This window comes from uncultured Methylobacterium sp., assembly GCF_964242245.1.
In the GTDB taxonomy this organism is placed as follows: Bacteria; Pseudomonadota; Alphaproteobacteria; order Rhizobiales; family Beijerinckiaceae; genus Methylobacterium.
Genome location: NZ_CAXTBY010000030.1, coordinates 1 through 21,387 on the forward strand (window position 1 = coordinate 1; position 21,387 = coordinate 21,387).

A 21,387-nucleotide genomic window follows, 5' to 3' on the forward strand; every position below is an offset into this window, starting at 1 on the left:
CTGACAGCGCTTCAGAGCGGGACGGTTCGCGGCTGGAGCCCGTGGCCGATGCGGTCGCGTCCCCGCGCGCCTGCCGGGATCAGGCGATGTGGAGGCCCTTGATGAGGGCGAGGCTGACGGCGACGAGGACGAGGAGCGATCCGGTGACGGCGGCGGTGACGCGGCCCCCGACCCGGGCGAGCACGCGCACGTCGACCCCTAAGCCCAGCGCTGCCATGGCGACGACGGTCAGCAGGCCGGCAAGCCGGCTCAAGGGGCCTGCGGCCGCGTCCGGAATCAGTCCGAGCGCGCGCAGGCCGGCGAGTGCCAGGAAGCCGAGGATGAACCCGGGCACGAGCTGGGTGAGGCGCGGCCGCGGCACAGGCGGCGCAGGACCGGCGCCCTCGGCGGGCAGCCGGCGGGCCAGCAGCGCGAACGCCAGCACCACGGGTCCGAGCATCAGCACGCGCACGAGCTTGACCAGGGTGCCGACCTGGGTGCTGACGAGCCCCACCGGCACGGTGGCGGCCAGCACCTGCGGCACGGCGTAGACGGTGAGCCCGGCCAGCACGCCGTACTGGGTCTCGGACAGGCCCGCCAGCGGCACGAACAGGGGCAGGCCGAGCACCATCAGCACGCCGAGCACCGCGGTGAAGGCGATCGCGGCGGCGACGTCCCTGGCCTGCGCCCCGATGACGGGAGCGACCGCAGCGATCGCCGAGTTGCCGCAGATGGCGTTGCCGCAGGCCACCAGGATGGCCATGCGGGCGGGAAGCTTGAGCATCCGGCACAGGCCGTAGCTGGCGGCGATGGTCAGGATCACGGTGGCGACGATGCCGGCCAGCAGCGCCGGTCCGGAGGCCAGGATCGCGCCGAGGCTGAGCGAGGCGCCGAGCAGGGTGACGGCGAGTTCGAGCACCTGCTTGGCGCTGAAGGCGATGCCGGCCTGGAAGCGCGCCCCGGGGGTCCAGGCGCTGCGCAGCGCGATGCCGAGCAGGATGGCCACGACCAGGGCCTCGACGTAGGGGTGGCCCAGCCCCCGTTCCTCGACCGCCTGGACCGCCACGGCGACACCGGTGATCGCGAGGCAGACCAGCACACCCGGCAGCACGGAGGCTGGTCCGGCCCCCGCGCGGGCCGGGTCCCGCAGGCGCGGAGGAACCGGCGTCTTGGACATCTCAGGCGTCATGTTTCCGGGCGGCCCGCGCATCTTTCCGGGCGGCCCGCGCATCGCTGGAACGGACTTCTACGCGCGACCGCGACGGAAGAAGAAGTCCCTCCAGAGCACCCGGAGTTCGAAAGACGCAACCCTTGATCGAAGTCGGACCAAGCGCGAGATCTTCAATCATGAGTCACGTCTCCGATGCGCATCCGCAGGCCTTCGATCCCTTCGGCGAGCCGTTGGCCGCGGGCCAGACCTGCCCAGGCCTGCCGGTTGAGCGCGCGGGCTACGCCGAGACGCGACGGGCGGCGGTCGCCTTCTGGGTGCTCGCGCTGCTGTTCGTAGCGGGACGGGTCTACCTTGCGGACCGGCCGGCTCAGCCGATCCTCGCCGAGGCCGCCGCAGCCGTCGTCGCCGCGCCGGTCACGACGCTTCGGTAGGTGCACGACGCTTCGGGTAGTGACCGCATCCCGCACGGCTTGCCGAACTTGCGGAGCGGTGCCTGACCTACGCCGCTGCCCGAGCCACGTGCAGATCTAGAGCGTTTTCCATGATCCTTGGATCACGGAAAACGCTCTAACTCTTTACTGTGCCGCATTTTCTCACGCCGAACCGGAGGCCACTTCGGCGGAAAATGCTCTAGGAGCGACGTGCCCAGCGCCCCGAAGCTCTTCCCTGAAGGGAACGGACGTCATCCCAGCCCATTCGGATGGGCAAGGTCTTACCAGGGCGTCCGCTCGGCCCGAACCACCGCGTCCGGCACCGCGATCAGCGGCGTCCCATGACGACGCGGAGCTTGTCCGCCAGATCCTCGCGCCGGTAGGGCTTGCTCAGGAGCGGCAGGTCGGCCGGCACGCCCTGGTCGCCGAGTGCCGAGGCGGTGTAGCCGGAGGCGAGCAGCACCCTCAGGCCCGGCCGGATGCGGCGCGCCTCGACCGAGAGCTGCACCCCGTTCATCCCGCCCGGCATCACCACGTCGGAGAACAGGATGTCGACCCGCTCCGACCCCTTGAGACGGTCGAGGGCCTCGGCCGCGTGCGTCGCGGTCAGGGTGCGGTAGCCGAGTTCGCCCAGGCTCTCGACCGCCATGTCGAGGACCGCCGGCTCGTCCTCCACCACGAGGATCACCTCGCCGTCGGCGGCGCGGCGCAGCGGCATCGGACCCTCGGGCCGGGCCGGGGCCGGGGTCTCCGTCGAGTGCGGCAGGTAGATCGAGACCGTGGTCCCGATCCCGCCCTCGCTTCTCAGGACGACGTGGCCGCCCCCCTGACGGGCGAAGCCGTAGACCTGGGACAGGCCGAGCCCGGTGCCCTTGCCCACGTCCTTGGTGGTGAAGAACGGCTCGAAGGCGCGTGCGGCGGTCGCCGCATCCATGCCGAGCCCGGTGTCGGTCACCGAGACGTGGACGTAATCGCCCGGAACGAGGTCGGGGGACGCCGTCCGGTCGTCCGCCGTCAGCCTGAGGTTCTCGGTGCGGATCGTGAGCCGGCCGCCGGACGGCATCGCGTCGCGGGCGTTGACCGCGAGGTTGAGGATCGCGCTCTCGAACTGGCCCGGATCGAGCCGGACCGGGTCGAGTCCTGCATCGAGGTCGAACGCCACGGCGACGGTCTCGCCGACCGCGCGCTCGAGCAGCGTCCGGAAATCCTTGAGCAGGCGGTTCGGGTTGACCGTTTCCGGCCGGAGCACCTGCCGGCGCGAGAACGAGAGCAGCTTCTCGGTCACCTCGGCGCCGCGCCGCGCGGCGGTCATCGCCGAGGTGGCGAGGCGCTCGACGCGCTGGGCGTTGTCCGGCCGCCGCACGATCATGTCGAGGTTGCCGACGATGATGGTGAGCAGGTTGTTGAAGTCGTGCGCCACGCCGCCGGTGAGCTGGCCGATGGCCTCCATCTTCTGGGCTTGGCTCAGGCGCTCGTCCGCCTCGTGCCGCGCGGTCGTGTCCATGACGATGCCGGCCATGCCGGTCGCCCGGCCCGCGCCGTCGCGGTACGCCTTGCCCTGCACCGCGACCCAGCGCGTCGCCCCGTCGCCGGCGCGCACGATGCGGCACTGCAGGTCGAGCCGGCCGGTGGCCGCGGCCCGCTCGAACGCGGCCCCGGCCTCGGTCCGGTCCTCGGGCAGGACGTGCGCCAGGAACTCGGACTGTCCCCATCGCGGCTGCAGGGTCTCGTAGCCGAAGATCCGGTCGTGCCGGAGCGTGCGGCGCGACGTTCCGGCCGCGAGGTCGAGTTCCCAGTCGCCCATGTCCGCGGCATCGAGCGCGATGGCGAGGTTGTCGCGTGCGAGCTGGAGCTCGGAGCGCTGACGCTCGCGCTCGGCGGAGGTGCGCTCGGCGCGGCCATACAGCACGTCGACCTCGCGCAGGTACACGCAGAGCACGATGATGCCGGCGACCAGCGCCTCGAGGCGGCCGGCGAACCATCCGACCGTCCCGCGCGCCGCCCCGGGCAGGGTGACGAGGTTGTCGAGCAGGAGCAGGACCAGGGACACGGCGAGCCAGAGCTGGAGCACGCTGCGCAGGCGCGTCGTCCAGCACAGCGTCGCCAGGGCTGCGAGGGTGAGGACGGCGACGACGGGTCCGACGCCCGAGGTGGTGAGCGGCCAGTAGCTGTCCCCGTCGGCGCTCGTCGGCAGGAAGTCCACGCAGGCGACGACGCCCACGGTGAGGATTGCGACGCCGCCGACGACCGCGGCGGCGGCCATGACGCCGACCGATGAAACCTTCTCGGCGGGAACGTGCCGCGCGCGGCCGTCGCCCTCCATGATCGCGTACGGCAGCGCGAAGAGCGGCGGGCCGAGGTGCCAGAGGGTCCAGAGCCACGTCGTCGTCGCCGGACCGGAGCCGAGGATGCGCCCGGTTCCGAACACGTTCGGGAAGGTCAGTAGCTGCACGGCGACGATCAGGGTGACGTAGAGGCTTCCGGCGGCCAGGACGAGCAGGGGCACCGAGCGGGTGCGCCGGTACTGCGCGAAGAACAGGGCGGTGGTGACGGCGTAGACCGCGATGAGCGCGGCTTGGTAGCTCGGGATGAAGCCCGGCATCGGCGCCATCGGCCGGGCGACGATCGGCAGCAGCGCGAGGGAGAGCACGGCGAAGGCGAGGCAGACGAGGGCCGCGAAGCGGCGCTGGCCGGGGCCCGGGGCCGCCGTCGCGAAGGTGGCGAGGCCGGGCGTATGGACGTCATCGTGCAAGGGGGAACTCCCGACCGTGCGAATCCGGGGCCGATGGGTGAGTCCGGCAAGGCGCGGGAAGCCTACCACCACACCGGATGAGGGCCTATCGGTTTCCCCGGCCGCGCGGCGGCCCGGGTCGGGATGCGTCCGTGTTTTTCGAACACCTATGGCATTTCGGTTCCGAACCCGGCAGGAACGCCGCTGCGCAACGCCGGCACGTTGCGCGTACGCGGGCGTCCTTGCCGTCCCGGCGACGCGGCGCAACGCGTCGGCCGGCCTCAGGGTAGGATCGTCGCCCGGGATAGCCGCGGGAAGTGGTGCGGGGTGCTCGGGCAGCCGAGACGCACTGGGCGGGGCACGACCGGGGCACCTTGCCTTGCGGACCTCTGCCTCGTCGCGAGTGGCTCGCGTGAGGTGCGCGGCCCGTGCGGGCGGGCCATTCGGCGACCGCGAACGGGGCTGCGCCTGCGGCGGCACGGCGCGCGGACGCTCCCATCCCCGCTTGCCCGACGCAGCGCCCGGAACTTAGCTGTGTCCCCGAGGTAGATGGACGACCGCGACGCACGGGCCCGGCCCGCGAGGGGGATCAGCGACTTGAGCGAGACGGTTCTTGTTACCGGAGGGGCGGGGTTCATCGGTACGCACCTCACGGCGGCGCTCCTGCGGCGCGGCTACCGGGTGCGGGTCCTCGACAGCCTGATCGAGCAGGTGCACGGGACCGGGCGACCCCGCTTCGACCCGGAGATCGAGTTCATCGAGGGCGACGTGCGCGACGGCGCGGCCATCGCCCGGGCGCTACGCGGGGTCCATGCCGTCGTTCACCTCGCCGCCGAGGTCGGCGTCGGCCAGAGCATGTACGCGGTCGAGCGCTACGTCTCGGTCAACGATTGCGGCACCGCCGCGCTGTTCCAGGGGCTCATCGAGCGGCCGGTGCGCCGGGTCGTCGTCGCCTCCTCCATGAGCATCTACGGTGAGGGGCTCTACCGGGCGGCCGACGGCACGATCGTCCAGGACGCGGTGCGCAAGGTCCGCAGGCTTGGCGAGCCGTGGGACCCGGTGGACGCGGGCGGCCAAGCCCTGGTCCCGGTGCCGACGCCCGAGTGGAAGGCGCCGACGCTCGCCTCAGTCTACGCCCTGACGAAGTACGTGCAGGAGCGCCTGACGCTGACCCTCAGCCCGGTCTACGGCATGGAGGGCGTGGCGCTGCGCCTGTGGAACGCCTACGGCCCGGGCCAAGCCCTCTCCAACCCCTACACCGGCGTGCTCGCGATCTTCGCCTCGCGGATTCACAACGGGCAGCCGCCGATGATCTTCGAGGACGGCGAGCAGCGCCGCGACTTCGTCCACGTCGAGGACGTGGCCGAGGCCTTCGTGCTGGCGCTGGAGCACCCGGCGGCCGCGGGCAACGTCTACAACGTCGGCAGCGGGCAGGACCGCTCCGTCCGCGAGGTGGCGCAGATCCTGGCCCGCGCGATGGGCCGGCCCGGCCTGGAGCCGGAGGTCGCGGGCAAGGCCCGCACCGGCGACATCCGCCACTGCATCGCCGACATCGACAAGATCCGGCGCGAACTCGGCTACCGGCCGCGGCGCGACTTCGCGGAAGGGGTGGCTGAACTCGCCGCCTGGGTGGCGGACCAGGAGGCGGTCGACCGCGTGACCGAGGCCTGCGGCGAACTCGAAGCCCGGGGCCTCGTCGCGTGAGGGAACCCGACGCAGCGCGGGCGCCGCGGACCGTCCTGATCACGGGCGGCGCGGGCTTCATCGGCTCCAACCTCGCCGACCGCCTCGCGGGCGACGGGCACCGCGTCGTCGTCTACGACGCGCTGACCCGCCCCGGCGTCGCGGAAAACCTGTCCTGGCTGCGCGCGCGCCATCCGGACCGGGTGAGCGCCGTCGTCGCCGACATCCGCGACGCCGACCGGATCGCGGACTGCGTCGCCGACGCGGACGCGGTGTTCCACCTCGCCGCCCAGGTCGCGGTGACGACGAGCCTCGTCGCGCCGATGGAGGATTTCACGGTCAACCTCGGCGGCACCCTCAACGTGCTGGAGGCGCTGCGGCGGCGCGGGGCCCCGGTGCCGCTGCTCTTCGCCTCGACCAACAAGGTCTACGGCAACCTCCCGGACATGCCGCTTGCCGCCACGGCCGACGCCTACGTGCCGAGCGACCCCGAGCTGCGCGCCCACGGCGTCGGCGAGGACCGGCCGCTGGACTTCCACACGCCCTACGGCTGCTCGAAGGGTGCCGCCGACCAGTACGTGCTCGACTACGCGCGCAGCTACGGCATCCCGGCCGCGGTGATGCGGATGAGCTGCGTCTACGGCCCCCGTCAGATGGGGACCGAGGATCAGGGCTGGGTGGCCCACTTCCTGATCAGCGCCCTGGAGGGTCGGCCGATCAGCATCTACGGCGACGGGCGGCAGGTGCGCGACATCCTCCACGTCTCGGACGCGGTGGCCGCCTACCGCGCGGCCTGGGAGCGGATCGGGCAGGTCCGGGGCCGGGCGTTCAACCTCGGCGGCGGCCCGGAGAACGCCGTGAGCCTGCGCCACGTGCTGGCCTTCATCGAGGCCCTGGCGGACCGTCCGATCGACCTGCGCTTCGCGGATTGGCGGGCCGGCGACCAGCGCTACTACGTCTCCGACATGCGCCGGGCCGCGGCCGCCCTGGGGCTGCCGCCGCGGATGCCGTGGCGGACCGGCGTGGCCGACCTCGCCGCGTGGCTCGCCGAGGCCCGCGGCCTGACCCTGCCGGCCGGCCTCGGGTCCGACGGCGCGCGCCTGATGGGAGCGGCGGAGTGAGGACCGCCCTCGTCAACCCGGCCTGGGACTACCGCCACAGCATCTACTTCGGCTGCCGCGAGCCGCACCTGCCGCTGGAATTCGGCTACGCGCGCGCGCTCCTCGAAGCCGCCGGCCACGAGGTGCTGATGCTCGACGCGCACCTGTGCGGCCTCACCCACGCCGAGGCGGCCGAGCAGGTCGCGGCGTTCGCGCCGGACATGACCGTGGTCGCGACCGCGCCGACCTACCTGTTCTGGCGCTGCGCCCCCCCGGAGCTGCGGGTGCCGCGCGCCTTCCTCGACGCGCTCGGGGCGCGCGGCGGCCGGACCGTCGCGGTGGGGCCGCACGGCTCGGCGACGCCTCGGCCGACCCTGGAGAAGCTCGGCTGCGACGCGGTCGTGCGGGGCGAGTGCGAGGAGACCGTCCTGGCGCTGGCCGGGGCCGACGACCTGCGGACCGTGCCCGCCATCGCCTACCGGGGAGAGGGCGGGATCGTGGTCACGGGCGGTCCGCACGCGAGCCGCTTCATCGACCTGCCGGCGCTACGCTGGCCCGACGCCTGGATCGCGCGCCACGCCCACCATCACCACCGCTTCGACCGGGCGCCCGACGGCCCCGGCGCCGAAGTCGAGGCCTCGCGCGGCTGCCCCTACACCTGCAGCTTCTGCGCGAAGCTCGATTTTCGCGATGGCTACCGGCGGCGCGACCTCGCCCCCGTGCTCGCCGAGATCGATGGGCTGATCGCGCAAGGGGTCACCTACGTCTACTTCATCGACGAGATCTTCCTGCCGCAGAAGCCGCTCCTGGAGGCACTGGTCGCGCGCGACGTGCGCTTCGGCATCCAGACCCGGATCGACCTGTGGAAGCCGGACATGCTCGACCTGCTGGGCGCGGCCGGCTGCGTCTCCATCGAGGCGGGCGTCGAGAGCCTGACCGTCGAGGGCCGCGCGGCCCTGGACAAGAAGTGCCGCGCGACCACGGACGAGCTTGCCGAGCGGCTGATCCATGCAAGGCGCACGGTGCCGTTCGTGCAGGCCAACCTCATCAAGGTCGCGGGCGACGATCCCGCCCTGGTGGCGGCGTGGCGCGAGCGCCTGCGCGGGCACGGCGTGTGGGCCAACGACCCCGTTCCGCTCTACCCCTATCCGAGCTCGCCCGACTACCGTCATCTCTGGGGCGAGCCCGACGACCAAGCCTGGGAGCGGGCGCATGCGCACTACCTCGGCCAGTTCGATCAGCTCAGCGAGATCCAGGCCGAGCGTCCGCTGCCGCTGCGCGAACTGGAACTGGCATGCGGACGGGCGTGAGCGGGGGGCGCCTCCGCGTCCTGATGACAACGGACGCGGTCGGGGGCGTCTGGTCCTACGCGGTCGACCTCGCGGAAGGTTTGAGCCGCGAGGGCGTCGCGGTGACGCTGGCGCTGCTGGGACCGCCGGCCTCGGAAGCGCAGGGCGCGCGGGCCGCCGCCGCGGGCTGTCGCCTGCTCGCGACGGGATTGCCCCTCGACTGGCTGGCGGAGACGCCCGGCGCGGTGCTCGCGGCGGGTGCGGCGCTCTCCGGCATCGCCCGCGCGGTCGGCGCCGACCTTGTCCATATCCACAGCCCGGCTTTCGCTGCGGCGGGCGGCTTCACCGTGCCCGTCGTCGCCGTCTGCCACTCCTGCGTCGCGACGTGGTGGGCAGCGCTCGAATCCGGGCCGCTGCCCGCCGACCTCGCGTGGCGGCGCGACCTCGCGGCCCGCGGCTGCGCGCGCGCCGACGCGCTGCTCAGCCCCAGCGCCGCCCACGCCGCGGCCACCGCCGACGCCTACGGCCTGTTCCGGCCGCCGACCGTCGTGCACAACGGCCGCCGGCCCGCGCAGCTTCCCGCGGCGGCCGGCGCCGCGCCCTTCGCCTTCACGGCCGGGCGGCTGTGGGACCGGGCCAAGAACCTCGCGGCCCTCGATGCCGCCGCCGCCCTCGCCACTGTGCCGGTGCGCGCCGCCGGTGGCGTCGAGGGGCCGAACGGCGAGCGGATCGCGGCGCCCCATCTCGCCCTGCTGGGGCGGCTCGACGAGGCGGGCATCGCTGCGCAACTCAACGAGCGCCCGGTCTTCGTGTCGCTTGCCCGCTACGAGCCCTTCGGCCTCGCGGTGCTGGAGGCGGCGCAGGCCGGCTGCGCCCTCGTCCTCTCGGACCTGCCGACGTTCCGCGAGCTGTGGCAGGGCGCGGCGGTGTTCGTCGATCCCGCCGACGCGGCGGCGGTCGCCCGCGACCTCGACGCCCTGGCCGCGGATGCCGGCCGGCGCGCGATCCTCGGCGAGGCGGCCCGCACCCGCGCGGCCCGCTACGGCGCTGACGCGATGGTCGCGGGCATCCTGCGCGCGTTCGACGCGGTGCGCGCCGGGCGCGGGTCCGCGGCGATCGGCGGGGCCGCCGCGTGAGGATCGCCTACCTCGCCCACTCCCTCGCCTCGTGCTGGAACCACGGCAACGCGCACTTCCTGCGCGGGCTGCTGCGCGAGCTGGCGCTGGCCGGGCACGGTGTCGAGGCCTTCGAGCCGCGCGGCGCCTGGAGCCTGGAGAACCTCCTGCGCGACCACGGCGAGGGCGGATTGTCGGCCTTCCGCGCGGCCTACCCGGAGCTTGAGGCCACGATCTACGACGCGGTCGAGCCGGTGGTGGACCGGGTGGCGGGGGCCGACCTCGTCATCGTGCACGAGTGGAACGAGCCCGCCCTCGTCGCGGCGCTCGGCACGGCGCGCAAGCGCGGCGCGCGCCACACCCTCCTGTTCCACGACACCCACCACCGGGCGGTGAGCGAGCCCGACGCGATGGCCCGCTACGACCTGTCCGGCTACGACGGGGTGCTCGCCTTCGGGGAGACCCTGGCCGAGGTCTACCGCGGCTGGGGCTGGGGCGAGCGCGTCTTCGTCTGGCACGAGGCCGCCGACACGCGCCTGTTCCGGCCGCCTGCGGAGGAGAGCGAGCGGCGCGGGCTGATCTGGATCGGCAACTGGGGCGACGACGAGCGCGGCGCCGAGCTGGAGACCTACCTGTTCGGCCCGGCGCAGGCCGTGGGCCTGCCGCTGGACATCTACGGCGTGCGCTATCCGAGCGCCGCGCTGGCGACGCTCGCCCATCACGGCGCGCGCTACCACGGCTGGGCGCCGAATGCCGGTGCTCCGGCCCTGTTCGCCCGGCACGTGGCCACCGTGCACGTGCCGCGGCGCTTCTACGTGGAGCGACTGCCCGGCATCCCGACGATCCGCGTCTTCGAGGCGCTGGCCTGCGGCATTCCCCTGGTCAGCGCCCCCTGGCACGATGCCGAGGGCCTGTTCTCCCCCGGCACCGACTACCTCGTCGCGGGAAGCGGCCCGGACATGGAGCGGCACCTGTGCGCGCTGCGCGGCGACCCCAACCTGCGCCGGGCCCTGGTCGCCAGCGGGCTGGCGACGATCGAGGCCCGCCACACCTGCCGCCACCGCGCCGACGAACTCCTCGCCATCGCCGCGCGGCTGCGCGCGCGTACCACGCCGGAGCGCGCCGCGTGAAGATCGCGTTCTACGGATCGAGCCTGCTGTCCTCCTACTGGAACGGGGCCGCCACCTACTACCGCGGCATGCTGCGCGACCTCGCCGGGCGCGGGCACACGATCACCTTCTACGAGCCCGACGCCTACGACCGGCAGAAGCACCGCGACATCGACCCGCCGCCCTGGGCCGAGGTGCGGGTCTACCCGGCGACGCCGGACGCGATGCGCGCGGTCGCGGCCGAGGCGGCGGCGGCCGACGTGGTGGTGAAGGCGAGCGGCGTCGGCGTCTTCGATGACGAACTGCTGGAAGGCGTGATGGCCGCATCGCGCCCGGACGCGATCCGCATCTTCTGGGACGTCGACGCGCCGGCGACGTTGGCAGAACTCGCCGCGAACCCGGACCACGCCCTGCGCCGGACGTTGCCCATGCTCGACCTCGTCCTCACCTACGGCGGCGGGCCGCCGGTGGTCGCCGCCTACGAAGGGTTCGGCGCCACCGTCTGCATCCCGGTCTACAACGCGCTCGATCCCGAGACCCACCACCCGGTCCCGGGCGAGCCGCGCTTTGCCGCCGACCTCGCCTTCCTCGGCAACCGCCTGCCGGACCGGGAGGCGCGGGTGGAGACGTTCTTCCTCGACGCCGCCGCGCGGTTGCCGCAGCGCGCCTTCCTCATCGGCGGCAGCGGCTGGGCGGACAAGGGCATGCCCGGGAACGTGCGCCACCTCGGCCACGTCTACACGCGCGAGCACAACGCCTTCAACACCACGCCGCTGGCCGTCCTCAACATCGCCCGCGACAGCATGGCGGCGGTGGGCTACTCGCCCGCGACCCGCGTGTTCGAGGCGGCCGGCGCCGGCGCCTGCCTCGTCACCGACGCCTGGGCGGGCCTCGACCTGTTCCTGAGGGAGGGCGAGGAGGTGCTGGTCGCCCGCGACGGGCAGGACGTGGCCGGCCACCTCGCTGCGCTGACCCCGGAGCGGGCGCGCGCCATCGGCGCGGCGGCACGCGACCGGATCACCCGCGAGCACACCTACGCCCACCGCGGCGCCCAGGTCGACGCGATCCTGCGGGACGCCGCCGCGCGCAAGCGCGGACGGGGCGCGTGAGCATGCGCCTCGTCGTCCTCGGCCTCAGCCTGTCCTCGTCCTGGGGCAACGGCCACGCCACCACCTACCGCGCCCTGCTCCGGGCGCTCGCCGCCCGCGGGCACGCGGTCCTGTTCCTGGAGCGCGACGTGCCCTGGTACGCCGCCCACCGCGACCTGCCCGACCCCGGCTTCTGCGAGCTGGCGCTCTACGCGGATCTCGCCGACCTCGACCGGTTCCGCGCGCGGATCGCCGAGGCCGACGCGGTGATCGTCGGCTCTTACGTGCCGGACGGCGTCGCGGTCGGCGAGCGCGCCCGCGCCTGGACGGAGCATGTCTGCGCCTTCTACGACATCGACACGCCCGTGACGCTGGCCAAGCTCGCGGCCGGCGACCACGCGTACATCGCTCCGGCCCTGATCCCGGCCTACGACCTCTACCTGTCGTTCACCGGCGGGCCGACGCTGGACCTGATCGAGGCGCGCTACGGCTCGCCCGCGGCGCGCCCGCTCTACTGCTCGGTGGACCCCGACGCCTACCCGGCGCTGGCGCGGGAGACGCGCTGGGATCTGTCCTACCTCGGCACCTACAGCCCCGACCGGCAGCCGACCCTGGACCGGCTCCTCATCGAGCCCGCGCGCCGCGCGCCGCACCTGCGCTTCGCGGTCGCCGGCCCGCAATACCCCCGCGAGATCGACTGGCCGGACAACGTCGCGCGCATCGAGCACGTGCCGCCCGCCGCGCACCCGGACTTCTACGCGGCGAGCCGCTACACTCTGAACGTCACCCGCGCCGACATGATCCGGGCGGGCTACAGCCCGAGCGTGCGCCTGTTCGAGGCCGCCGCCTGCGGCACGCCGATCCTCACCGATCGTTGGGAGGGCCTGGAGACGGTGCTCGCCCCCGGCACCGAAATCCTGCCCGTCGACGCAGCCGACGACGTGCTCGCCGTGCTGCGCGGGCAACCCGAGGCGGAGCGCCGCCGCGTCGCCGCCGCCGCGCGCGCGCGCGTGCTGGCCGGCCACACCGCGGCGCACCGGGCGGCGGAGCTGGAGATGCACCTGCACGACGCGCACGGCCGCCGCAGGAACATTGCTGCCGGCTCCCGGCTTGCCGAGGCGGCGGCCGCGTTGACCGGTCGGTGAGGGGCGATGCGATGGCGGACGACAGCGGCACGGCACGACGGATCGAGGATCACGCCGTTGCCGATTGACGCCGTCGTGACCGGCCGCCCAGTGCCGCGCACGGGAACCCGGTGATGCGGACCAAGATCCGCGTCGGCCTCGTCGGGGTCGGCAACTGCGCCTCGTCCTTCGTGCAGGGCCTGCACCATTACCGTGATGCCCGTCCGGACGAGGCGGTGCCGGGACTGATGAACGTCGAGCTCGGCGGCTACCACGTCCGCGACGTGGAGGTGGTCTCGGCCTTCGACATCAGCGCCGCGAAGGTCGGGCGGGACCTCTCCGAGGCGATTCTCGCGGCCCCCAACAACACCCACCGCTTCGCCGAGGTCCCGCCGAGCGGCGTCGTCGTGCAACGCGGGCCGACGCTCGACGGGCTCGGCCGCTACCTGCGCGACACCATCACCGAATCCGAGGCCCCGGTGGTCGAGGTCGCGGCGGAGCTGGAGCGGACGGGCACGCAGGTGCTGGTCTCCTACCTGCCGGTAGGCTCGCAGGAAGCTGCCGAGTTCTACGCCACCTGCGCCCTCGACGCGGGCTGCGCACTGGTCAACTGCATCCCGGTCTTCATCGCCTCCGATCCCGCGTGGCGCAGGCGGTTCGAAGCGCGCGGCCTGCCCCTCGTCGGCGACGACATCAAGAGCCAGGTCGGCGCCACGATCGTGCACCGGGTGCTGGCCAACCTGATGCGCGAGCGCGGCGTGCGCCTCGACCGGACCTACCAGCTCAACTTCGGCGGCAACGCCGACTTCAAGAACATGCTCGAGCGCGAGCGCCTCGAATCGAAGAAGATCTCCAAGACCCGCGCGGTGACGAGCCAGCTCGACGTGCCCCTCGACCCGGACGACGTCCACGTCGGCCCAAGCGACCACGTGCCCTGGCTCACCGACCGCAAGTGGGCGCACATCCGGCTGGAGGGCACCGCCTTCGGCGGCGTGCCCCTGAGCATGGAGCTGAAGCTGGAGGTGTGGGACTCGCCGAACTCGGCCGGCATCGTCATCGACGCGGTGCGCTGCGCCCGGCTCGGGCTCGACCGCGGCCTCGGCGGCGCGCTCGTCGGCCCGTCGAGCTACTTCATGAAGGCGCCCCCGCATCAGTTCACCGACGCCGAGGCCCGCGTGCGGACGCAGCGCTTCGCCGCGGGCGAGCCCGAGCCGGAGGAGCCCGGCGCGGCGGGGGCGGCGTGAGCCTCATCCACCTCGTGCGCCACGCCGCGCATGCGCGGGTCGGCAGCGTCCTGTGCGGGCGGATGCCGGGCGTCTCCTTGAGCGAAGCGGGCCGTGCCGAGGCCGCGGCGCTGGCCGCGCGGCTGCGGCGCTCGGGGGCGACCGCGGTGCTGTCGAGCCCGCGCGAGCGGGCGCTGGAGACGGCGGCACCCATCGCCGAGGCCCTCGGCCTGCCGGTCACGGTCGCGCCGGAACTCGACGAGATCGACTTCGGTGCCTGGACCGGGCGAAGCTTCGCCGACCTCGCGGGGGACCCGCTCTGGACGGCCTGGAACGCCGAGCGCTCCACCGCCCGGCCCCCCGGCGGCGAGGGCATGGCCGCGGCGGGCGCGCGGGCGCTGAAGTTGCTGACGCGGCTGGAGGGGACGAGCGTGGCGGTGAGCCACGGCGACGTGATCCGCGCCGTGCTGCTCGCAATTCTCGGCCTCTCCCTCGACGCCTACGACCGCCTGGAGGTGGCCCCGGCCTCCCTGAGCAGCCTCGACCTCTGGCCCGGCGGCGGACGCCTCGCCGCCCTCAACGAGCGGCCGGCCCCCGCGTCGGGCGCGGTATCCCCTCTCGCGGCCAGCGGAGGCCCCGCCCCATGAGCGAGCCCGAGGCGCGCGCCGCGCTGCGTCGGCAGATCGACGCGCTCGGCGACTGGTTCCACAACATCGACCTCGACGGCGTGGCCACCGCCCCGAACCACTTCCTCGGCGACTACCCGCGGGTGAAGTGGCGACGGCTGGCCGGCGCGCTCCCCGCCGACCTCACCGGGAAGAGCGTGCTCGACATCGGCTGCAACGGCGGCTTCTACAGCATCGAGATGAAGCGGCGCGGCGCCGCTCGCGTGCTCGGGATCGATTCGGATGAGCGCTACCTCGCCCAGGCGCGCTTCGCCGCCGCGCGGACGGGGCAGGACATCGAGTTCCGCGCGCTGTCCGTCTACGACGTCGGAGCGCTGGCCGAGCGCTTCGACGTGGTGCTGTTCATGGGCGTGCTCTACCACCTGCGCCACCCGCTCCTGGCCCTCGACCTGATCCGCGATTACGTCGCCGCGGACGTGTTCGTGTTCCAGTCGATGCAGCGCGGCGTGCCCGAGGTTGCGCCCGTGGCCGAGGATTACGACTTCTGGGACATGGATCACTTCGCGGCGCCCGGCTACCCGCGGCTGCACTTCGTCGAGCACCGCTACGCGGGCGATGCGACCAACTGGTGGGTGCCCAACCGCGCCTGCACCGAGGCGATGCTGCGGGCGAGCGGCTTCCGCATCGAGGACCACCCCGAGGAGGAGGTCTACGTCTGCCGCTGCGGCCCGCGGCCCGAGGGCGCCGGGGCCGTCCATCCGGCCCCGCCGGGCCGCCCCCTCCCGCCAGCCGAGGAACAAGGCCCGTGATCGAAGCGGTGATGCTCTGGAACGAGCCCAACAACAAGTCGCACTGGGACCCCGAGATCGACCCCGAATGGGTGCGCTTCGGCGCGATGGCCCGGGCGGCGGGCGCGGCGATCCGCGCCGAGAACCCGGCCCTGACGCGGGTGCTCGGGGGCATCTCGCCGATCGACCCCCTGTTCATCGGCCGCATGGCGGCGGCCGGCGTGCTCGATGCCGTCGACGCGGTGGCGGTGCACGGCTTTCCCCTGGATTGGAACCTCTGGCAGATCCACGACTGGCCGGACAAGCTCGCCGAGATCCGCGCGGTCACCGACCTGCCGATCTGGGTCTCCGAGGTCGGCGTCTCGACCTTCGGGGCGGAGGAGGTGCAGCTCTGGGGCGTCAGGCGCACCGCCGAGCTGCTCGCGGGCGCGGCGCCCCGCGTCCACTGGTACAGCCTCTACGACCTGCCGCGGGAATGGGAGGCGACGACCCGCCACCGGGAGGCGGAGGGCTCCTCCTACTACCGCCACTTCCACATGGGCCTGCTGCGCCAGGACGGCACGCCGAAGCTCGCCCTCGAGGAGTTCGCCCGGCACACGCCGGCGCTCGGCCTGTGCCAGTGGTTCCACTACGAGGACCACCGCCTCGACGAGGCCGTGGCCTGGATGAAGCGGCTGGGCGTGACGTACCTGCGCACCGGCCTGTCCTGGGCCGACAGCTTCCGCCCCGACGCGCTGGCCTGGTTCGACCGGCAGATGGCGGCGCTGGCCGACTTCGACGTGACCGTGACGTTCTGCTTCACCCCCGAGCACCGGGGCATCGCGCCCCACCATTCCAGCGCGCCGCTCGACCCGGCGGAGTACGCCGCGTTCTGCGCCGCGATGGTGCGCCGCTACGCGCCGGGACGGGCCGGCGCCTGACCCGCACCGGGAACGCGCGGCGTGCTCGTCTACGGCGACACCACCCGGACCGGCGCGCCGGGCGAGGCCATCGCCCGCCTCGCGGCCGCCCTTCGCGAGGCCGCGGCGGCGGCACCGGGCATCCAGCGCCACGGCGCCCTGGCGGCGGCCCTCGTCGAGGCCGGGGAACTGCTCCAGGGCCTCGCCGACGCGGACTTCCTCGCCCGCGGGCGGGACGCGCCGTCCGCGACGCAGGACGCGGCGGCGGGGCTGCTCACGCAGGTGGCCGGCGCGGTCTGGGCCTCGTGGCAGGGCGGCTTCGCGATCGACGTGCCGTCCCCCGACATCCTGCGCGGCCTCGACGCGGTGCCGCTTCCCGCCGCGATCACCACGCGGTGGGCCGAGGGCTTCGCGTTCTACGCGCTCTACCCCGAGGGCTACGCGCTCGCCGCGATGCGCTCCGGCCTGCCCGCCGCGACGCGGGTAATCGGCATCCGCAGCATCGGCGCGCCGCTCGCGGCGATGGTGGCCGCCGGGCTCGGCGCGGAGGCGCCGGCGACGGTCCGGCCGGTCGGGCACCCGTTCCGGCGCGAGCTGGCGCTGGCCGACGCCCTGACCGCCCGCCTCGTTGCCGGCGATCCGCCCGCCTTCGCCGTCGCCGACGAGGGGCCGGGTCTCTCCGGCAGCTCGCTGGGTGCCGTGGCCGATGCCCTCGAAGCGATGGGCGTGCCGGAGGCCCGCCTCGCGCTGTTCCCGAGCCACGGCGGCCCGCCGGGCCCTCGGGCGAGCGAGCGCCACCGGGCCCGCTGGGACCGGCTCGCCCGCCACGTCGCGCCCTTCGCGGACATCGTCCTCGCCCCGCGGCAGGGTCTTGCCGCGTGGGCGGCGGACCTGATCGGTCCGGCCGAGGCGCCGCTGGAGGAGGTCTCCGGCGGCGGCTGGCGCCGGCACCACTACGCCGCCGAGGCGGACTGGCCGCCGGTGAACATGGGTCAGGAGCGGCGCAAGTTCCTCATGCGGGCGGGCGGGCAGGTCTGGCTGCTCAAGTTCGCCGGTCTCGGGCGCGAGGCCGCGCGCAAGCTCGCGCGTGCCCGCACCCTCCACGCCGCCGGCTTCACGCCGGAGCCCGCGGGTCTTCGGCACGGCTTCCTCGTCGAGCGCTGGGTCGGCGAGGCGCGCCCGCTCGACCGAGGCGCGATCGAGCCCGATCGCTTGGCCGAGCGGGTCGGGTGCTACCTCGGCTTTCGCGCGCGGACGTTCGGACGCGAGGCCGGGCACGGCGCGTCGCTCGCCGACCTCGTCGCGATGGCCCGCCACAACGCGGCCGAAGCCCTCGGGTCCGACGCGGCCCGCGCCCTCGACCGCTGGACGCCGGATCGCGTCGCGTCCCTGGCGCGGCGCGAGCGCCCCGTCGAGATCGACGGCCGCCTGCATCCCTGGGAGTGGCTGGTGCTGCCCGACGGCCGGCTCCTGAAATGCGACGCCCTCGACCACCATGCCGGGCACGATCTCGTCGGCTGCCGGGACATCGCCTGGGACGTGGCGGGCGCCGCGGAGGAACTCGCCCTCCCGCCCGCCGCGCTGGCACGCCTGACGGCGGTGATCGCGCGGGCGGGCGGACGAGCGGTCGACCCGCACCTGCTGGCGCTCCTCACCCCCTGCTACCTCGCCTTCCAGCTCGGGGCGCACACCATGGCCGCCGCATCGGCCTCCGACCCGGGCGAGGCCGCGCGCCTGGGTTCGGCCGTCGCCCGCTACGCGGCGCGCTTGGCGCACGCCCTCGCCGCGGACCCCGCGTGACGCGGGCCGTGCCTGACCGAACGGGCGTTTCGTGAGGAACGCACTCTATCTCTCTGCTGCGCCGCATTTTCTCACGCCGAACCGGAGGCCACTCCGGCGGACAATGCTCTAATCCCACCTTCGCGACGCGTTCGGGAAGAAGCGGCGGGAGGCGGATCGCACGCCGGCGAGATCCAGTCCGAAGCGTGCCGCGAGCACGCCGTCGAGGTCGCGCCCGTTCCGATCGACGGCGGCGATGAAGGCTTGGCGCCAAGCGAGGTGCGGTCCGTGGAGGTCCGAATGGTTCTCCGAGGTGTTGACGAGGTAGTTGCCCGACACCGGCAGCCTCGCCAGCCGGACGCCGTGCTCTCGGGCAACCTCCACCCAGCGGTGATGGGAGCGCAGGACGCTGAACGGATCGCGGCGCAGCGCATCGGTCTCTCCGGGCCGAAGCAGGGCGACCGTGCTCGATCCGCAGACCCGGTGGAACGCGTCGGCGAAGATGTCTGGATGCGGCAGGGGCGCCGTTCGCAGGGACTGGAAGTCGGTGACGCAGCCGGCCTCGATCAGCCCCCCGACCACGTCGGGGCCGATGCCGGCGCGCGCCGCCGCGACGAGGCGGCGATCCACCCAATCGTCGGCGTCGAGGAGCATGAGCAGGCCGCCGCCCCGCGTCAGGACACGGTCGTTGAGGGCGTGCTTCTTGCGCCCGCTGTCGTCGTTGTGCGGGCCGGTGTCGGCGACCGGCCAGTCGGCCTCCAGGAAGGTCAGGCGTGGGTCGCCATCCATGACCGTGCGCGGACGGTCGTGACCGGCGAGGATGACGCGGAAGTCCGGATCGGTCTGCGCCAGCACCGAGCCCAGGGTCAGGTCCAGCAGCGCCTCGATCAGTCCCCAGTCCCGGGCAAGGCGACGCGGCACGAGGGCGATGCCGAAGGTGAACGGGACCATGCGCGTCAGTCTGCCCGGGTGCGTGCGTCGGCGTTCATGCGATCGGAAGTCGTTTCCGGTCCGCGACGTTCCGACGTGCACCGGATCAGGCCGGCGGCCGACCTCCCCCCGCGGGACAGCTTGGCTTTGCGGGTACGGCAGGCCGCCGGGGCGCGGGGCCGGTTGCCCCCATCGCGGCCGACGGCCCGGAGCACCCGAACGCATGATCCCGGGCCGTGTACCTCCTCGCCCTCGTGTCGAGGCTGCTGAACCCCGTGCAGTCCGGAGGGGGCTCTGGAGCGGGCGATCGAGCGGCCGTTCACCGTGGCCGCGCTCAGTCTCGGCCTGAGCCTCGCCTGCGCGCTCGCGGGCGCGTGGGTGAGTTCGCCGGGCTCGGCGGGGCCGCACCACGGGCGCTTGGTGGGTTTAGCGGTCGACGCGCATCCGCCCGCTCGTCCGGGTGCGCACGTTGGGGCAGGCGTAGAGGCTGGCGGTGACGTCCGTGCCCTCCAGAAGGCATCGAAGCGCTAAGCATCATCGCCGCGAAGTGTCCCACGGTTCGCGGTCGAAAATGATGCGACGACAAGGAGATCTAAGCAGGCTTTCGTGGGCGAAGCCACGCAAGCCTGCTTAGGTCGTCATCTGCGCCTCGTGCACCGGCGCCGTGAAGCGCCCATCGCGCTCCGCGCCCAGGCGGATGTGCGACGGTCGCGGCATGGTGCCGGGCTGGATGTCGGAACGCGTCGGCGGCACCCTATCGGCGGCATGGCGTCCCTCGATCAAACCCTCCAGGTCTTCCGCGCGCTTCTCGGTTCCGAGGATTGCGTCGGCGAGGCGGATCGGGCGATCTGGGCCTTCCTGACGCCGATCGACGGCCTCGACGCTCAGGCCGAGGCCCTGGGCAGGTTGAGGCGGGCGGTCGAGGGCCTGGACGCCGCGTCAGCTTTCATGCCGGCTCTCCTGGACGATCTCGACCGGCATCGGGAGAGGCTGGCCGAGCCGTTGGCCTGATCGGCATCGATCGGTGTCGGTCCAGGGCCGCGACCTGCGCCCGCATCGCCCAAGCCCCGGCGCGACTGCGACCCAACGCGGCAGGCGATGGGAACCCTCGGCCGCAGACATTACCTCGTCGTGCGTGAAGCTGATGAAGGTGATGCCCGTGGCTCCTTGGAAAGCGTCGATCCTGTCCGGGATGGTCCTGGCCGCGATCGGATGGACCGGCCCTGTCCTCGCCCGCGGCGCCGGCGCCACGCCGCCGGCCGGTCTCGCGCCGGCAACGGCGCCGGGCGGGACCGAGGGGCTCGCGGGTCCGCGCAACGCGGCCGAGGCCGTGCGCAGTGGTCAAGCCATCGCCGTACCGCCCGGCGCCGGTGGCCTGCGCGTTCGGCGCCCGCAGGCCGAGCCCTATCGTCGCGAGCGATAGGGCCCGGCCCGGCCAAGCGCACCCTCAAGACCGAATGGCCGCACGCCTTCCGGCGCCCGCTCGACGCGCTGCCCGTCTCCAGGCGTCCGACGGCGATGACGGGTCATTCCCCCGGTTGCGTCGGGACGCGCTTTGCCGAACGCCGAAATCGTCTAGGAACGGCTGCGGGACGCCGTCGGTTCGCTGGGTCCCGTCTCGGAGAGGAGTCGGCGTGGCCGAGGGCAAGGTTGCGGTGCGGCGGCAGCGGCGCGACGGTGCGCTGCGGCGCGAGGCCATCCTCGACGCCGGGCTCGACGTGTTCTCCACGGTCGGCCTGCACGGTGCGAGCCTCGACCAGATCGCCGAGCGCGCCGGCCTCTCGAAGACGAACCTGCTCTACTACTTCCCCTCGAAGGAGGACCTGTACGTCGCCGTCCTGCGGCGCGTGCTCGACGTCTGGCTCGATCCGCTCCAGGCGCTCGATGCGGACAGCGAGCCCGCCGAGGCCCTGAAGCGCTACATCCGCACGAAGATCACGCTCTCGCGCGATGCGCCGCAGGCCTCGCGGCTGTTCTGCCTGGAGATCGTCCAGGGCGCGCGGCTCCTGCGCCCGGAACTCGAAGGCCCCCTGCGCAGCCTCGTCGAGGCGAAGGCCACGGTGCTGCGGGGCTGGATTGCCGAAGGGCGGATCGCCGCGCACGATCCGCATCACCTGATCTTCTCGATCTGGGCGATCACCCAGCACTACGCCGACTTCGCCACGCAGGTCGACGCGATCACGGGGCGCGGCCTCAGCGACGAAGCCTTCTTCGAGGCGACGGTCCTGAGCACGCAGCGCCTGATCCTCACGGGCCTCGGCCTCCGGTGATTCGCGAATCGGGCAGAGAGTTCAGCCGGCGGGATCAGCCTCTCCGCTCCCG

General features: G+C 73.5%; 19 protein-coding genes. 16 read left to right on the top strand and 3 right to left on the bottom strand.

Going from position 1 to position 21,387, the window contains the following annotated elements; genetic code table 11:
- Positions 1–79: 79 nt before the first annotated feature.
- Complete coding sequence (locus ACFE8Y_RS09230; protein WP_375464088.1) at positions 80–1,156, bottom strand: YeiH family protein; 1,077 nt, start codon at positions 1,154–1,156, stop codon at positions 80–82.
- 170 nt (positions 1,157–1,326) lie between these two features.
- On the opposite strand from ACFE8Y_RS09230, the gene ACFE8Y_RS09235 reads away from it, so the two are divergent.
- Positions 1,327–1,581, top strand: a complete 255-nt coding sequence (locus ACFE8Y_RS09235; RefSeq protein WP_375464089.1) for a hypothetical protein — start codon at positions 1,327–1,329, stop codon at positions 1,579–1,581.
- A gap of 328 nt (positions 1,582–1,909) precedes the next feature.
- Here the strand turns inward: ACFE8Y_RS09235 and ACFE8Y_RS09240 are convergent, their stop codons facing one another.
- Positions 1,910–4,333, bottom strand: a complete 2,424-nt coding sequence (locus ACFE8Y_RS09240; RefSeq protein WP_375464090.1) for an MASE4 domain-containing protein — start codon at positions 4,331–4,333, stop codon at positions 1,910–1,912.
- Between the two features lie 576 nt (positions 4,334–4,909).
- Between ACFE8Y_RS09240 and ACFE8Y_RS09245 the strand changes: the two genes are divergently transcribed.
- The 12 genes from ACFE8Y_RS09245 to ACFE8Y_RS09300 all read left to right on the top strand — a co-directional run bounded on the left by ACFE8Y_RS09245 (position 4,910) and on the right by ACFE8Y_RS09300 (position 18,156).
- The gene (locus ACFE8Y_RS09245; RefSeq protein ID WP_375464091.1) at positions 4,910–6,016 is read left to right on the top strand and encodes an NAD-dependent epimerase/dehydratase family protein; all 1,107 of its coding nucleotides are present in this window, start codon (positions 4,910–4,912) and stop codon (positions 6,014–6,016) included.
- The gene (locus ACFE8Y_RS09250) at positions 6,013–7,116 is read left to right on the top strand and encodes an SDR family NAD(P)-dependent oxidoreductase (RefSeq protein ID WP_375464092.1); all 1,104 of its coding nucleotides are present in this window, start codon (positions 6,013–6,015) and stop codon (positions 7,114–7,116) included. Before ACFE8Y_RS09245 ends, ACFE8Y_RS09250 begins: the two co-directional genes overlap by 4 nt.
- Positions 7,113–8,405, top strand: coding sequence for a TIGR04295 family B12-binding domain-containing radical SAM protein (locus tag ACFE8Y_RS09255; protein ID WP_375464093.1), 1,293 nt, complete (start codon positions 7,113–7,115; stop codon positions 8,403–8,405). Before ACFE8Y_RS09250 ends, ACFE8Y_RS09255 begins: the two co-directional genes overlap by 4 nt.
- 23 nt (positions 8,406–8,428) lie before the next feature.
- Positions 8,429–9,520 (top strand): glycosyltransferase family 4 protein, encoded by a 1,092-nt coding sequence (locus ACFE8Y_RS09260; protein ID WP_375464094.1) that lies wholly within the window; start codon positions 8,429–8,431, stop codon positions 9,518–9,520.
- On the top strand, positions 9,517–10,629 hold the full coding sequence (locus ACFE8Y_RS09265) for a glycosyltransferase (protein WP_375464095.1): 1,113 nt from the start codon (positions 9,517–9,519) through the stop codon (positions 10,627–10,629). Before ACFE8Y_RS09260 ends, ACFE8Y_RS09265 begins: the two co-directional genes overlap by 4 nt.
- On the top strand, positions 10,626–11,717 hold the full coding sequence (locus ACFE8Y_RS09270; protein WP_375464096.1) for a glycosyltransferase: 1,092 nt from the start codon (positions 10,626–10,628) through the stop codon (positions 11,715–11,717). Before ACFE8Y_RS09265 ends, ACFE8Y_RS09270 begins: the two co-directional genes overlap by 4 nt.
- Positions 11,718–11,719: 2 nt before the next feature.
- Entirely contained in the window at positions 11,720–12,841 is a 1,122-nt protein-coding gene (locus tag ACFE8Y_RS09275; RefSeq protein ID WP_375464122.1) for a glycosyltransferase, read from the top strand.
- Between the two features lie 113 nt (positions 12,842–12,954).
- The gene (locus ACFE8Y_RS09280; RefSeq protein ID WP_375464097.1) at positions 12,955–14,064 is read left to right on the top strand and encodes an inositol-3-phosphate synthase; all 1,110 of its coding nucleotides are present in this window, start codon (positions 12,955–12,957) and stop codon (positions 14,062–14,064) included.
- A complete protein-coding gene (locus ACFE8Y_RS09285) occupies positions 14,061–14,690 on the top strand; it encodes a histidine phosphatase family protein (RefSeq protein ID WP_375464098.1) in 630 nt (209 codons plus the stop codon). The genes ACFE8Y_RS09280 and ACFE8Y_RS09285 overlap by 4 nt, the downstream gene beginning before the upstream one ends.
- On the top strand, positions 14,687–15,478 hold the full coding sequence (locus tag ACFE8Y_RS09290; protein ID WP_375464099.1) for a TIGR04290 family methyltransferase: 792 nt from the start codon (positions 14,687–14,689) through the stop codon (positions 15,476–15,478). Before ACFE8Y_RS09285 ends, ACFE8Y_RS09290 begins: the two co-directional genes overlap by 4 nt.
- Entirely contained in the window at positions 15,475–16,377 is a 903-nt protein-coding gene (locus ACFE8Y_RS09295) for a beta-xylosidase (protein WP_375464100.1), read from the top strand. Before ACFE8Y_RS09290 ends, ACFE8Y_RS09295 begins: the two co-directional genes overlap by 4 nt.
- 21 nt (positions 16,378–16,398) lie before the next feature.
- Positions 16,399–18,156: a hypothetical protein gene (locus tag ACFE8Y_RS09300; RefSeq protein WP_375464101.1), complete on the top strand. Its 1,758-nt coding sequence runs from the start codon at positions 16,399–16,401 to the stop codon at positions 18,154–18,156.
- A gap of 108 nt (positions 18,157–18,264) precedes the next feature.
- Here ACFE8Y_RS09300 and ACFE8Y_RS09305 read toward each other — a convergent pair whose 3' ends face one another.
- The gene (locus ACFE8Y_RS09305) at positions 18,265–19,086 is read right to left on the bottom strand and encodes a hypothetical protein (protein ID WP_375464102.1); all 822 of its coding nucleotides are present in this window, start codon (positions 19,084–19,086) and stop codon (positions 18,265–18,267) included.
- 585 nt (positions 19,087–19,671) lie between these two features.
- On the opposite strand from ACFE8Y_RS09305, the gene ACFE8Y_RS09310 reads away from it, so the two are divergent.
- From ACFE8Y_RS09310 to rutR, 3 genes are all read left to right on the top strand, one after another.
- Positions 19,672–20,076 (top strand): hypothetical protein, encoded by a 405-nt coding sequence (locus ACFE8Y_RS09310; RefSeq protein WP_375464103.1) that lies wholly within the window; start codon positions 19,672–19,674, stop codon positions 20,074–20,076.
- A 142-nt stretch (positions 20,077–20,218) separates the two neighbouring features.
- Positions 20,219–20,488 carry a hypothetical protein gene (locus ACFE8Y_RS09315; protein ID WP_375464104.1) on the top strand — a complete coding sequence of 90 codons (270 nt, stop codon included), beginning with the start codon at positions 20,219–20,221 and terminating at the stop codon, positions 20,486–20,488.
- Between the two features lie 211 nt (positions 20,489–20,699).
- On the top strand, positions 20,700–21,335 hold the full coding sequence (gene rutR, locus ACFE8Y_RS09320; RefSeq protein WP_375464105.1) for an HTH-type transcriptional regulator RutR: 636 nt from the start codon (positions 20,700–20,702) through the stop codon (positions 21,333–21,335).
- Positions 21,336–21,387 lie beyond the last annotated feature (52 nt).